The sequence below is a fragment of the Zoogloea sp. genome (assembly GCF_028693495.1).
Taxonomy (GTDB): domain Bacteria; phylum Pseudomonadota; class Gammaproteobacteria; order Burkholderiales; family Rhodocyclaceae; genus Zoogloea.
The window spans coordinates 17,010-31,778 of sequence record NZ_JAQUVG010000030.1; the positions used below are offsets into that span (position 1 = coordinate 17,010).

Annotated in this window: 9 protein-coding genes; 2 read left to right on the forward strand and 7 right to left on the reverse strand. The window is 64.6% G+C overall.

The annotated features are described in order from the left end of the window. Positions 1-6: 6 nt before the first annotated feature. The 6 genes from PHD22_RS07040 to PHD22_RS07065 all read right to left on the reverse strand — a co-directional run bounded on the left by PHD22_RS07040 (position 7) and on the right by PHD22_RS07065 (position 9,736). Entirely contained in the window at positions 7-1,296 is a 1,290-nt protein-coding gene (locus tag PHD22_RS07040) for a cobyrinate a,c-diamide synthase (protein WP_299864256.1), read from the reverse strand. Beyond that, a complete protein-coding gene (gene cobA, locus PHD22_RS07045) occupies positions 1,293-2,090 on the reverse strand; it encodes a uroporphyrinogen-III C-methyltransferase (RefSeq protein WP_299864260.1) in 798 nt (265 codons plus the stop codon). Before cobA ends, PHD22_RS07040 begins: the two co-directional genes overlap by 4 nt. A gap of 68 nt (positions 2,091-2,158) precedes the next feature. Further along, positions 2,159-4,021, reverse strand: a complete 1,863-nt coding sequence (locus tag PHD22_RS07050; RefSeq protein WP_299864263.1) for an SAM-dependent methyltransferase — start codon at positions 4,019-4,021, stop codon at positions 2,159-2,161. Between the two features lie 176 nt (positions 4,022-4,197). After that, the gene (locus PHD22_RS07055) at positions 4,198-8,076 is read right to left on the reverse strand and encodes a DUF3683 domain-containing protein (protein WP_299864266.1); all 3,879 of its coding nucleotides are present in this window, start codon (positions 8,074-8,076) and stop codon (positions 4,198-4,200) included. A 232-nt stretch (positions 8,077-8,308) separates the two neighbouring features. Next, positions 8,309-9,289, reverse strand: a complete 981-nt coding sequence (locus PHD22_RS07060; RefSeq protein WP_299864268.1) for an SGNH/GDSL hydrolase family protein — start codon at positions 9,287-9,289, stop codon at positions 8,309-8,311. Positions 9,290-9,373: 84 nt separating this feature from the next. Beyond that, on the reverse strand, positions 9,374-9,736 hold the full coding sequence (locus PHD22_RS07065; RefSeq protein ID WP_299864271.1) for a RidA family protein: 363 nt from the start codon (positions 9,734-9,736) through the stop codon (positions 9,374-9,376). Positions 9,737-9,834: 98 nt separating this feature from the next. On the opposite strand from PHD22_RS07065, the gene ilvA reads away from it, so the two are divergent. After that, on the forward strand, positions 9,835-11,355 hold the full coding sequence (ilvA, locus tag PHD22_RS07070; protein ID WP_299864274.1) for a threonine ammonia-lyase, biosynthetic: 1,521 nt from the start codon (positions 9,835-9,837) through the stop codon (positions 11,353-11,355). 38 nt (positions 11,356-11,393) lie between these two features. On the opposite strand, the gene PHD22_RS07075 is transcribed toward ilvA, so the two are convergent. Further along, on the reverse strand, positions 11,394-12,551 hold the full coding sequence (locus PHD22_RS07075; protein ID WP_299864277.1) for an acyltransferase: 1,158 nt from the start codon (positions 12,549-12,551) through the stop codon (positions 11,394-11,396). A 222-nt stretch (positions 12,552-12,773) separates the two neighbouring features. Between PHD22_RS07075 and PHD22_RS07080 the strand changes: the two genes are divergently transcribed. Further along, positions 12,774-14,769, forward strand: a 1,996-nt coding sequence (locus PHD22_RS07080; protein ID WP_299864280.1) for a proton-conducting transporter membrane subunit, incomplete at its 3' end; no start/stop codon positions are given.

Here is a 14,769-nt window from a genome sequence, read left to right on the forward strand (position 1 = left end):
CCCTGCTCAGGCGCCGAACAGGGCTGCGGCCACCGCCGGACTGGAAGGGAAATAAAAATGCACATAGGACGCCGTCAGGCGGCCAAGGCGATAGATGGCCTCCCCTTCTCCCCCTGTACGCGTACGCGCCCGGGCCACCGGCACCAGGGGCGTCTCGCTCCTGGAATAATGGAAGGTATGCCCGCTGATCTTGCCCTCGGACAGTTCGACGAACTGGGTGCCGAGGGCCGCCAGACGTGCCTGCATCCGGGTGTGGCCGGGCAGCAGGCCCGCGCCGGGGAAAACCTGGCCCGCCTTGTCGGTGATGTGCTCGAAGAGGCTCATCATGCCCCCGCACTCCGCCAGCAGCGGCCGGCCGGCCGCCTGGTGGGCCCGGAGGCCGGACGTCCAGAAGGAGCTCGCCGCCAGGGTATCCGCATGGAGTTCCGGATAACCGCCGGGCAACCACAAGGCGTCACAGTCCGGTATGGGATCGCCCGCCAGAGGCGAGAAGAAGCACAGTTCCGCTCCAAGCGCCTGCAAGGTCTCCAGGTTACCCGGATAGATGAAACCGAAGGCCGCATCCCGGGCAATCGCCACCCGGCGTCCGGCCAGCAGGGGCGCGATGACAGGTGCCGGCACCTCCGGGAAGGCCACGGGCGCAGGCAGGTCTGCAGCACCGGTCCGGGCCAGATGCCCGGCCAGACGGTCCAGGCGGGCATCCAGATCCTCGATCTCCGCTGCCTGCAGCAGCCCCAGATGACGCTCCGGGAGGGCTGCCTCGGCATCCCGGGGCAAGGCGCCATACCAGGCAATACCCGGCCCCAGGGCCTCCTTCAGAATCTTCGCATGGCCTTCACTGCCCACATGATTGGCCAGCACCCCCGAGAAGGGCAGGTCAGGCTGCCAGGTGGCGAGACCATGAACGATCGCACCAAAGGTCTGCGCCATCGCCCTCGCATCAATCACCGCCATCACCGGGATACCGAACGTACGGGCGATGTCCGCGCCTGACGGATTGCCGTCAAACAGCCCCATCACCCCTTCCACCAGGATCAGGTCGGAGCGCCCCGCAGCCTCGTAAAGGCGCCAGGCCGCATCGGCATGACCACACATGCCCAGGTCCAGGTTATGGACCGGGGCACCACTGGCCACCGCATGGATCTGAGGGTCCAGGAAATCCGGGCCGCACTTGAATACGGTGACCCGGCGTCCTTGGCGGACATGATGGCGGGCCAGCGCCGCGGTGACGGTGGTCTTGCCCTGGCCGGAGGCAGGCGCAGCCACGAACAGGGCAGGACAGAGGGCTGCACTCATGCAGAAGCTCCTTTGGAGGGATGGAACCAGGCCAGCCGCGATTGCAGGCTGACCACATCACCGACGATGGTCAGGGCAGGCGGCGTGATGCCAGCTGCCTCCACCTCGGCGGCCAGGTGGGCCAGATCCGCCGTGACAACCCGCTGCTGGTCGGTGGTGCCACGGCGTACGACCGCGGCCGGAGTACTCTCCGGCAGGCCATGGGCAATCAACTCCTTGCAGATGGTGGCCAACTGGGTAATGCCCATGTAGAAGACGATGGTCTGCCGAGGCCGGGCGAGCATGTCCCAGTCCAGATCCACACTGCCATCCTTGAGGTGACCGGTGACGAAAATGCAGGACTGGGCAAAATCCCGGTGGGTCAGGGGAATACCGGCGTAGGCACCGATGCCCGCCGCTGCCGTGATGCCGGGAATGACCTCGAAGGGCACGCCGGCCTCCAGCAACTCCTCCACCTCCTCGCCACCCCGCCCGAAGATGAAGGGATCACCCCCCTTGAGGCGGACCACCTTGCGTCCCTCCCGAGCCAGGCGCACCAGAAGGGCATTGATGCCTTCCTGAGGCAGGGAGTGGTTGGACGCCTTTTTTCCCACATAGACGCGTTCGGTGGCCTGAGGCACACACGCCAGGATTTCCTTGCTGACCAGGTTGTCATAGACCAGCACCTCGGCTTCCAGCAACAGACGGGCCGCTCGCAGGGTCAGCAACTCCGGGTCACCCGGGCCAGCCCCCACCAGATAAACCCAGCCCGGCCGGGCCGGCGCCCGCTCACGGGGAAAAGATGATTCAGTCACCACATGGCTCCACTCAGCAGTCGGCCTCCGGGCGCAGGATTGTCCCCCATCTGCCGGAAACCGGACACTCATGCCTCACCGGCAAGGGGCTTGCGCCACAAGGCCAGCCGGACCGGCGCAGTGGGCGCAAAACGCAGGCGCCCCGCCACGGTTTCGCCCCGGGACAGGCTGAGCTCCTGCCATGCCTCCGCCGGTACCTGACCAGCGAAGGTCAGCAGATCGGCCCGGGCCTGATCGTCCTCGGCGGTCGCCACCAGCCGGCCACCCGGGGCAAGCCGAGCCCAGGCAGCAGCCAGCCAATCCGTCAGACCAGCCCCCCCCCGGATGAACACGGCCTCGGGCATGGGCCATTCCCGACAACGGAGCGGTGAAGCTGCCGGAATCGCCGACAGGTTTTCACCCACACCCGCGCTGGCCATCATCACTCCAAGGATGCTCGGCTCAATCCCGAAGGCATGCAGCCGGGCCGTGGGGACTGCCCGTGCCCACTCCAGTGCAAGACTGGCTTCTCCCTCGGCAATCGCCCAGCCGGTTTCCCAGGCGGAAGGCTGCAGCCAGGCAAGGGCAAGGGTCCGTACGGCCAGGGGCAGCGCTGCCAGGGCGCCCTCACCGAGGGCTGCATCATTGAGGCCGGGCAGCTCCGGAAAGACCCCCGCCGAAGGTCCCGTGGCAATGATCAGTACGGCGCGGATATCGAAGGCTTCATGAGCATCCAGGAGCTCAGTGGCCAGCCAGGCCCTGGAGCGTACCGTGCCGGCAGGAAACTCACAGACCCACACCCGGGCCTGAGCAAAACCACTGTCCACCAGCAGACGGGCCACCCCCTGGGGCGTCGGTGAATCCGCCAGAGGCACGGCAAAAAGACGATGGGCCCGCAACTGCCCCCGCAGGGCCGCCAGAGGCGAGCGACGCAGATCCACCAGAGAGACGAGCTCCCCCGACAGGCCCAGACTGGCACAGGCCGCAGAAACCCGTCCCACTCCTGGCAGCAGTCGAACATTGCCGGGTCCCAACTGGGCCAGTAGTTCGGCCCCGGGACCATCCGCCGCCCCATCGCCCACCACCACCAGCACGCTGCCCAGATAACCATTGTCGTGCAAGGCCAGATGGGTGTCATTGGCCGCACACAGAATTTGGGTTGCCTCCAGGCCCAGGCCTGCCAGCCGGTCCAGCGCTTCGGCAGTACCCAGAATGCGCTCGGCACCCTGCAGCACGTCCAGTGCCTGAGCTGACAAGGCCGGTGGCGTCTCCAGGCCAAGGCCGAGCACGGTGAAGGGCTGCACTGAGCGTCCCTCGGTCAGCGCTTCTGCCTGGACTGCAGGGGCCAGTTCCGAGCGTACCTCATCTTCACCTGGGAGCCCGGACAGATCCACCTGGGGCAGGTTCAGGTCCAGATCCTGCAGCAGGGCCGCTGTGTCCAGAGCTAGGGCTTCCTCCTGGCCTTCGCTGCCACTGGGCTCAGCCCGCCCGCGACGACGCTTGCGCCGCCGCCGGGGTTGCGCCGGGCTCTCGTCGTAGCCCCCACGGTCCGCATCCCCGGTCAGCTCGTCGGAGACCTCTTCCAGCCTGCCGGCATCTGCGTCGGGGATCTCATCCGCACTTGCCATGGGTTGCCTGACGAGTTGCGTAACCTCGTTAGCTGCAACGCGCTCGGGCAAGCTCACCGACACCGGCGGCTCCACCTGCCCCAGCACAGGCTCATCGTGTGCCAGGACTGCAAAGAGGTCAGCCGTGATGGTATCCACCAGTGCCACATCGGCGACCCTGGGCTTGCGCGGAGCCCGCTTGACCTTGGGCTTGGGCTGCGCCTCATCTGGAGCGGCGAGGGAGACGTCAACGGCAAGTGCCTCAACGGGGTCTGCCGGGGGCTTCTTGCGGGAGGGGCGGGCGGGTGCCTTGCGCCGGGTGGGCTTGGCGGATTCTGCGGCCACCACGGGCTCGGCAGATTCAACCACCAGGGGGGCAGAAATCTGTTCGTAGCTCCTTCTCGGTCGACCGCGCCTGCGGCCGGAAAAACGGGGTGGCAGGATAGCACGGAAGTCCTGACAGCCTCCGGACACGCCGGGGCCCGCTCGCGCGGGCCCCGGAAATCAGGATCAACAGCCTCTTACAACAGGACGCGCTCGATACCGCCCTGGTTGGCCTTGCCCACGTAGTCGGACATCCAGTTGTCGCCAAGGATGTGCTTGGCCATCTCGACCACGATGTAATCCGCATCCACGCCCCCGGCATCGCCGGAATAGCGCGACAGGCCCTGCAGACAACTCGGGCAGGAGGTGAGGATCTTGACCGGGGTGGCGGCATCGGCGCCGCGGAGCTTCTCGGCACCCTTTTCGATCTCTTCCTGCTTGCGGAAGCGCACCTGGGTTGAGATGTCCGGACGGGCCACGGCCAGGGTGCCGGACTCGCCGCAGCAGCGGTCGGACAGATCGACCCGCGTGCCCATCAGCTCGTTGGCCACCTGGATGCCGGAATGGACCTTCATCGGGGTGTGGCAAGGCTCGTGATACATGTAGCGGGTGCCGCTGATGCCGTCGAGCTTGAGGCCCTTCTCCATGAGGTATTCGTGGATATCGAGCAGCCGGCAGCCGGGGAAGATCTTCTCGAACTGGTACTTCTGCAGCTGATCCATGCAGGTGCCGCAGGACACGATCACGGTCTTGATGTCGAGATAGTTGAGCGTGTTGGCGACCCGGTGGAACAGCACCCGGTTGTCAGTGGTGATCTTCTGACCGGCGTCTTCTTCGCCCGCAGCGGTCTGCGGGTAGCCGCAGCACAGGTAGCCCGGCGGCAGCACGGTGGTGGCGCCCACCTGGTAGAGCATGGCCTGGGTGGCCAGGCCTACCTGGCTGAACAGGCGCTCGGAGCCGCAGCCGGGGAAATAGAACACCGCCTCGGATTCGTCGCGCTTGACCTGCGGGTTGCGGATCACCGGGACGATGGCGTCGTCCTCGATGTCCAGCAGCGCCCGCGAGGTACGCTTGGGCAGACCACCCGGCATCGGCTTGTTGATGAAGTGAATCACCTGCGCCTTGATCGGCGGCTTGCCCAGGGTCGCCGGCGGGTGCTGAACCTGGTCCTGGATCAGCCCCAGAGACTTGCCGATGCGGTGGCCAAGGCGCTGGGCCTTGTAACCCCAGCCGATCATGCCGGCACGGATGGCCTTGATGGTGGCCGGGTCCTTGGCGGTGAGGAAGGCCATGGCCGCGGCCTTGCCGGGGTTGAAGGATTTCTTGCCCTGCTCCCGGAGCAGGTTGCGCATCTTGATCGACACGTCACCGAAGTCGATGTCCACCGGGCAGGGCTTCTCGCACTTGTGGCAGACCGTGCAGTGGTCGGCCACGTCTTCGAACTCGGCCCAGTGAGCCAGCGACACGCCGCGACGGGTCTGCTCTTCGTAGAGGAAGGCCTCGATCAGCAGCGAGGTGCTGAGGATCTTGTTGCGCGGGCTGTAGAGCAGGTTGGCGCGGGGCACGTGGGTGGAGCACACCGGTTTGCACTTGCCGCAGCGCAGGCAGTCCTTGATGTCGTGGGAGATCTCGCCGATGGCGGTCTGCTCCATGATCAGGGACTCGTGGCCCATCAGGTTGAAGCTGGGGGTGTAGGCATTGTCCAGGTTGCCACCCTTCATCAGCTTGCCCCGGTTGAAGCGGCCTTCCGGGTCTACCTTTTCCTTGTACTTCCAGTAGTTGGCCATCTCGGCGTCGGTGAGATAGTCCAGCTTGGTGATGCCGATGCCGTGCTCACCGGAGATCACGCCGTCCAGCGACCGGGCCAGCGCCATGATGCGGTCCACGGCCTTGTTGGCCGTCTGCAGCATCTCGTAGTTGTCGGAGTTGACCGGGATGTTGGTGTGCACATTGCCGTCGCCAGCATGCATGTGCAGGGCCACGAAGACGCGGCCGCGCAGCACCTGCTTGTGGAGCCTCTTGATCTCCTCGCGCACCGGGCCGAACAGCTGGCCGTCGAAGATCTTGTCGAGGCGCGGCTTGAGCTCGGTTTTCCAGCCGGTGCGTACTGAATAGTCCTGCAGGCGGTGGAAAAGCCTGGGATTGGCCGCCCGGTTGGACAACTCGCCGGCCACCACGCCGTACTCGGCAAAGTGCGGCTCCGCCTCGGCAAGGGGCAGGTCCAGGTTGTCCAGCAACCACTGCCAGCGGCGGCGCACGCTGGCCACATAGGCCAGGGCGTCCTTGCGGCGCTCGCCGATCAGCTCGTCCCGGGAGATGGTGGCATCTCCCGTGTCCAGGGGTACATCGCTTTCCAGGAACTCGGTGAGGGCATCACACAGAGCCAGCTTGTTCTGGGTGGACAGCTCGATGTTGATACGCTCGATGCCGTCGCAGTAGTCACCCATCCGCGGCAGCGGAATCACCACATCCTCATTCACCTTGAAGGCGTTGGTGTGGCGGGAGATGGCAGCGGTACGCGAGCGGTCGAGCCAGAATTTCTTGCGCTGCTCGGGACTGACGGCGATGAAGCCTTCTGCGCCCCGGGTGTTGGTCATGCGGATGACCTCGGAAGCGGCCGTCATCACTGCCGTCTCGTCATGGCCGACGATGTCGCCGATCAGCACCATCTTGGGCCGCCCGTGGCGCTTGGCCTTGGTGGTGTAGCCCACCGCCTTGACGTAACGCTCGTCCAGGTGCTCCAGGCCGGCCAGCAGCACGCCTGCGGCGTTGCCGGCACCGCCCGGCTTGAACCAGTCGGTGATCTCGACGATGGCCGGCACCGCCTCACGGACCTGGCCGAAAAATTCGAGACACACGGTGCGGGTGACCGGTGGCATCTTGTGGAGCACCCAGCGCGCCGCCACGATCAGGCCGTCGGTGCCTTCCTTCTGCACGCCCGGCACGCCGCCGAGGAACTTGTCGGTGACGTCCTTGCCCAGCCCGTCCTTGCGGCAAGCGGCGCCCGGCATGGTGAGGATCTCCTCGCCCAGCGGCTTGTAGCCTTTCGCATCGAAACGCTTGAGGCGGAAGCGCACGGTTTCCTGCTCGTGGATCTTGCCGAAGTTGTGATCGAGGCGTTCCACCTCAAGCCAGTTGCCGTCCGGCGTGACCATCTTCCACCAGGCCAGGTTGTCGAGGGCGGTACCCCACAGCACGGCTTTCTTGCCACCGGCGTTCATCGCGATGTTGCCACCGATGCACGACGCACTGGCCGAGGTCGGATCCACGGCGAACACGCGCCCGGCGAGGGATGCCGCCTCGGAAACACGGTCGGTGACCACGCCGGCACCGGTACGGATCGTCGCGTAAGGCGTCTCGTGGCCAGGCAGCACCATGTCCTCGACCGGACCGAGGGTGATCAGCTTTTCGGTGTTGATGACCACCGACCTGGCATCCAGAGGCACCGCACCGCCGGTATAACCAGTGCCACCGCCCCGGGGAATGATGGTGAGACCGAGCTCGATGCAGCTCCGCACGAGGGGAGCCATCTCCTCTTCGGTATCCGGGTAAAGCACCACAAAGGGATACTCCACCCGCCAGTCGGTGGCGTCGGTCACGTGGGAGACACGGGCATGACCGTCGAAGCAGATGTTGTCCTTGCGCGTGTGGCGGGCCAGTTCGCGCTGCACCTTCTTGCGCAGATCTTCGGTCTCATCGAAGAATCTGGCGAAGCGATTGACCGCTTCATGGGCAGCTGTCACCAGGCTGGCCACCTTCGCGGCCCGATCCGGATCTTCAGCACTGCCTTCCTGGCGACGACTCTCCACTTCCTGCAGACGATGGCGCAGGGCACCGATCAGGGCACCGAGACGATCCCGGTTGCCCAGCAGGTCATCCTGCAGGTAAGGGTTGCGCTGAACCACCCAGATATCCCCCAGCACCTCGTAGAGCATCCGCGCGGATCGGCCGGTGACACGCTCGGAACGCAAGGCATCAAGGATCTGCCACGCATCCTTGCCCAGCAATCGGATAACGATCTCGCGATCAGAGAACGAGGTGTAGTTATAGGGAATTTCGCGCAAGCGTTGGGTCATTACAGTACCTGATTTTTTACGGCACGGAACGGGACATTCTAGCGGACGGAGCCGCCATCTGTCTCCAAAAACAAAGCCTTACGGCAAATGGGGACACTGCGGGAAGTACCCGCCAGCCCCATTTGGACCCTGTCCGCCAGGCGCGGTTCTAGCCCGCAGGAAAGTCGCAAGGGCATGAAAAAACGGAGGAAAGGCCGGGCCGGACAAAGGGCCGGCTGGCCACTGAAAAAATCTATGCGTGACGACGCCGGAACGACAGGGCGAAAAATCCGATCAGCAGCAAGGCGACACTGGCCGGCTCTGATACCTGGGCCATTGCCACCCGGCCAACGATGGCGTGCATCGCCGCCGTGGGGTGCACGCCGTCCACGTACATGGACACGCTGCACTCCGGCGCTCCCGGAGCCAGGCACGGCTCGACCGCGTTGCTCAACCCATATTGCTGCCCGCCAGCAGACGCATCCGCCGTCACTGCACGGGCGATCCCGTAGAAATCGAGTTCAGCTACCCCGACCGCAAAAGCCCGGCGAAAGGTATCGAGACGACTGCCCAGCTGGGTGTTGAAGTAACGGGTGGTCTGGTCATAGGCTGCCGACGTGCCCAGTGCAAGGGCTTCAGGCACCAGAGACAGATCCGGGACGTTGACCACCAGAAACTGACGTGCGCCCTTCCCTGCCAGATGGGTCAGGACTCGCCCCAGGTTGTCGAGAGCCTCATCGACGGCACCCTCCCGCTGGGCAATCGCGGCAGCATCCATGCCACTATCGGACTCAACCGCCACGAACAGGTCATTCGCACCAATCCCAATCACGTAGAGTCCGCCCGGGTCCACCACGCCGCCCGTCAGTGCAGGCCAGTAAGCAAATACCTGGCTCAGCAGACCGACATCGGTCAGCCCGCCATATCCATCCTGACCCGAGAGGGCTCCAATGATGGAAAAGTTGCTCCCCCCTGCGGCCAAGGGGGCGGACGCCCCCGGCAAGCCCAGACCCGCCGCCAGGTGCTCAACCCACAGGGGTCCATCGGAGCGCCGGCCATCGTAATAAGGGGGCGAGGGCGGGAAAGTCTGGCCACTGAGCTGGTACAGGTTTCCGGTATCCGAAAGACTGTCGCCAAAAAATGTCAGGCTGGAGTAGGCCCCCTGCGCACCCAGAGCGGTGACACTCAGGCACAGGGCAGCCAGGCTGCGGGATGCACGTGCTAACCAGTTCATGGCGTTCTCTCCCTTCAAGAAGGATGCGGACAACATCCCTTCAGGGTAGGCCGGAAAAACACGAAACGGGCGTAAAAATCCGACTCAAGCGCCACTTCGGCAAGCCGCCTGGACAGCGATTTCCACCCGCCAGCCGGGCTTGGCCAGGGCCTTGACCTGGACGCAGGCCCGGGTCGGAGCCGTACCATCAGGCACCCAGGCATCCCAGACTGCATTTACCGCGTCATAGTCGGCCATGTTGGTCAGGTACAGGGTGGCGACGAGCAACCGGTCCTTGCCGCTGCCAGCCTGGCGGAGCAGGCCTTCCAGGCTGCCCAGCATTGCCCGGGTCTGCTCGGTGACGCCGGCGGTAGGGTCAGGAGGCACCTCGACGCAATACACCACTCCGTTATGCACGGTGTAGTCAGAATAACGCCGGGTCGTACCGCCTCGCTGAATTGTGCTCATGGCCTGCTCCTGATATTGCAAAGGCGCTATGTTGCAGTGCAAGCGCCTCGACTGCTACCCTTCATTGCTTACCCAGCCGACGAGAGACAGGTTAAGCCATGAGCGCGAAGCACCCCGACTATCTCCAGAAGATCCTCACCGCCCAGGTCTATGACGCGGCGATCGAAACGCCCCTCGATCTGGCACCCAATCTGTCGGCACGCATCCACAACCGGATTTACTTCAAGCGCGAGGACATGCAGCCCGTATTCAGCTTCAAGCTGCGCGGTGCCTACAACAAGATGGCCAGCCTCAGCCCGGCGGCCCTGAAGCGCGGCGTGATCTGCGCCTCCGCCGGGAATCATGCCCAGGGTGTCGCCCTGTCTGCGAAGAAGCTCGGGGCCCGGGCCGTGATCGTCATGCCCACGACCACCCCGGCCATCAAGATTGACGCCGTCAAGCGCCACGGAGGCGAAGTGGTCCTCGCCGGCGAGAGCTACTCCGACGCCTATGGTCATGCCAAAGAACTGGAAAAGACCGAGAAGCTGACCTTCGTCCACCCCTACGATGACGTGGAGGTCATCGCTGGCCAGGGCACCATCGCCCTGGAGATCCTGCGCCAGCATCCCAAATCCATCCATGCAGTCTTTTGCTGTGTCGGCGGTGGCGGCCTGCTGGCCGGCGTGGCCGCCTACATCAAGCGCGTCCGCCCCGAGATCAAGGTGATCGGCGTCGAGACGGTGGACGCCAGCGCCATGACCCAGTCCCTGGCCGCCGGCAAGCGCATCGAGCTGCCCACCGTTGGCCTGTTTGCCGACGGCGCCGCCGTGAAGCTGGTGGGCGAGGAGACCTTCCGCCTGTGCCAAGAATATGTGGACGAGATGATCCTGGTGGACAACGACGCCATCTGCGCCGCCATCAAGGACGTGTTCGAGGACACCCGCTCCATCCTCGAACCCGCCGGCGCCCTGGCAGTGGCCGGTGCCAAGGAATACGCCAAGCGCCATAACCTCAAGGACAAAACCCTGGTGGCCGTGGCCTCGGGCGCCAACATGAACTTCGACCGCCTGCGCTTCGTGGCCGAGCGGGCGGAAGTAGGCGAACAGCGAGAGGCTGTGCTGGCCGTGACCATCCCGGAGAAACCGGGTTCATTCAAAAAATTCTGCCATCTCCTCGGCAGCCGCAACATCACCGAATTCAACTACCGTTACGCCGATGCCAGCAAGGCACACATCTTCGTCGGGGTCAGCGTGCATAACCGGAGTGAAGGCGTGCGTCTCACGGAGATGCTCCAGCGCCATGACCTGCCCTGCCTCGACCTGACCGACGACGAGATGGCCAAGAGCCACGTGCGCTACATGGTCGGCGGCCATGCACCCCAGGCCGAACACGAGGTGATCTACCGCTTCATCTTCCCCGAGCGACCGGGCGCCCTCCTCAACTTCCTGGACAACCTGCGCTCCGACTGGAACATCAGCCTGTTCCACTACCGTAACCACGGCGCCGACTTCGGCCGGGTGCTGGTGGGCATGCAGGTGCCGCCAGCCGACCGGGACGCCTTTCAGGCCTTCCTGGACAAGCTGGGCTACGAGTACACGGATGAAACCGCCAATCCGGCTTACCGGATGTTCCTGGGCTGACGGACCTGGCCGCCGGCAAGGGAACAGGTCCGCGGCATTCAGCCTTCCAGTACCCGGTCGTTGAGCGCTCGCTGGCGACTGCTCATGAAGGGTCGCTCCGCCCACGCATGGAAAACGGCACACAAGGCCAGGGTCAGGAAGATGCCGGCCAGCGGGTTGAGGGCATTCGAGGGGTGAAGCACCTGACGCACGACCATGAACGGCAACTGCACCAGCTTGCCATGGAGCAGGTAGACCGAATAAGAAATCACCCCCAGGTACGCTGCCGGCCGGAGCGTCCAGCGCAGCAGCGGATGCCCTCCATCCTTGTGGGCCTCCAGGAGGCTTCCCCAGGGGGCTGCAAGCCACAGAAGAGTGGCGCAGATCACCGCGAACCCCAGTTCGACGGAGGGGAACAGACCTGCCAGCACCTGACCCAAGCTACCTCGATGGGCCAGCACGCCTCCCCAGAGCAGTACGCATCCGGCCAAAACCGCAGCACCTGCCTGGCCCGCCCGGGGCAGGAATCGATCCACGCCCCAGCCGGCTGCCAGCACATATTGCAGCCCGATGCCCATGGCGAACATGGGCCAGTAATGGATGAACCAGCCCGGGTCGACCGGTAGCGGCCATGCGAGCAATACCAGACTGAAGGCGGTCACGAGGCCGATCACTGCGTGAAAGTGCCGCCGCACCAGGAGTGCCAGATACATACAGAGGTAAAACTGGAATTCGATGGCCAGGGTCCAGTAAACAGAATTGAGCGGATTGAATGCCGCCTGGAGGTCGCCGTCGGGCGTCCCGAAAACCTTGACCAGGGTCACCACCTCCAGCCAATCGAGCCCGCCCCAGGCCAGGAACCTGGGATCAGGGGACTCAAAGACACCGCTCTTCAGCGAAGACAGGGCAGCGACCAGATAGGGCACGGCCACCACGACAAGGATGGAAAGCCAGAACGGCGGAAAAATCCGCAAGGCGCGCCGCTTCAGGAAAGATCCCGCTGTTCTGGCTCCCCGCAATGTGGACTCTGCCGATGCGGAGATCACGTAACCCGAGATCACGAAGAACAACGGAACCCCCAGGCTGCCGAATCGCACCACTTGGGCAACACCGGGCATCGACTCGGAAAAGGTATCGCGGATGTGGAACAAGAACACCAGAAGCGCAGCGACACCCCGTGCAATGTCCAGGAGCAGGTTCATTGAAAGACCTTTCATGCATGTCAATGCCAAACCGGCCAAGGGAGGGCGCTACGGGCGGAAGGCCGGATTGTCGCATCGAACCATCCAGCCAGTCTTCATAGCGGGATTCCATTTTCGCACGGGTCCGCACACCCCTTTCGCTCCGGAGCGCCAAGCACCCGGCGGCAGCCCGCCGGCACTTTTTCTGCTGGCTGCTGTCTTGTTGTCTCCAATTAGCTCTGGGTTACACTCGGGTCCATGGCCCTGCTCCTGATCGTCCTCCTTCCCTTCGTCGGCAGCCTGGGCGCAGCATTCCTTCCCACCAACGCCCGCAATGCGGAAGCGTGGCTGGCTGGAATCGTTGCGCTGACGGTAGCCATCCTGACCGCCAGCCTCTACCCCCAAGTGGCGGCAGAGGGCGTCCTGCGCCTGAACATTCCCTGGTCTCCCACCCTGGGGCTGGACCTGCAGCTGCGCATGGACGGTTTCGCCTGGCTGTTCGCGATGCTGGTTGCCACCATCGGTACCCTGGTCGTCGTGTATGCGCGCTACTACATGTCGCCGGCCGATCCGGTGCCCCGCTTCTTTTCCTTCTTTCTCGCCTTCATGGGCACCATGCTGGGAGTCGTGCTGTCCGGCAACCTGCTCCAGCTGGCCATGTTCTGGGAACTGACCAGCCTCGCCTCGTTCATGTTGATCGCCTACTGGCATCACCGGACCGATGCCCGCACGGGTGCCCGGATGGCCCTCACCGTGACTGGCCTGGGGGGGCTGGCACTGCTCGGAGGAGTGCTCCTGATCGGCCACATCGTAGGCAGCTACGACCTGGATGTGGTCCTCGGTGCCACGGAACGCATCCAGCAGCATGCCTGGTATCCGATCATCCTGATCCTGATCGCGCTGGGCGCGCTGACCAAAAGTGCCCAGTTCCCCTTCCACTTCTGGCTACCCCACGCCATGGCGGCACCAACCCCGGTGTCTGCTTACCTGCACTCCGCCACCATGGTCAAGGCTGGGGTCTTCCTGTTGGCCAGACTGTGGCCCGTACTCGCCGGCAGCGACCTGTGGTTCTGGATCATCGGTGGCGCGGGCTTGTGCTCCCTCTTGCTGGCAGGATACCTGGCACTGTTCCAGAACGACCTGAAGGGCGTTCTGGCCTATTCGACGATCAGCCATCTGGGCCTGATCACCCTGCTGCTGGGCATGAACAGCCAGCTCGCCCTCGTCGCCGCCGTATTCCACATGGTCAACCACGCCACCTTCAAGGCGTCCCTGTTCATGGCAGCGGGCATCGTGGACCACGAAACCGGGACCCGCAACATCCGGCGCCTGTCCGGTCTTTACCGGGCCATGCCGATCACGGCCACCCTCGCCATGGTTGCAGCGGCAGCCATGGCCGGGGTGCCCCTGCTGAACGGCTTCCTGTCCAAGGAGATGTTCTTCGCCGAAACGGTCTTCCTCGAGCGTCCCGACTGGCAGCGCATCGTCCTGCCGGTAGCCGCCACCCTGGCCGGCATGTTCAGCGTGGCCTACTCCCTGCGTTTCATCCACCAGGTGTTCTTCGGTCCACCGCCCCAGGAACTGCCCCACGCCCCCCACGAGCCGACCCGCTGGATGCTGCTTCCCAGCGGCCTGCTGGTAACCACCTGCATCCTGATCGGCATCTTCCCGGCCGACACCGTGGGCCCCTACCTGAGGACGGCCACCGACGCCCTGCTGGGTGCATCCGCACCGTCCTACAGCCTGGCCGTCTGGCATGGGGTCAACCTGCCCCTCTACATGAGTCTGATCGCCCTGTTCGGAGGCGTCTCCCTCTACCTTCCCTGCATCGGTCGCCGCAGCGAGCGGATCCCGCTGCTGGAACGGCTCGACGGCAAGCAGGCCTTCAACACGCTCCTCAGCGCACTCAACAACGGTGCCGAATCCATACTGCGCTGGATCACCTCGGGGCATCTGCAGATGCAGTTGCTGGTCATGCTGCTCGTCGTCTTCGCCGGAAGCCTGCTGCCCTTCGGAGCAGACGCCCTGAGTTTCGGCGATCGTCCGACGACCGAAGCCAATCCTGCCTTTGCCCTGCTGTGGTGCGTCGGTGCCCTGTGCGCGGTGGCCGCAGCCTGGCAGGCCAAGCTGCACCGTCTTGCGGCACTGATCCTGGCGGGAGGCGCTGGTCTCGCCACCAGCCTGACCTTCGTGTGGTTTTCGGCTCCCGACCTGGCGCTGACCCAGCTTGCCGTGGAGGTGGTCACCGCAGTCC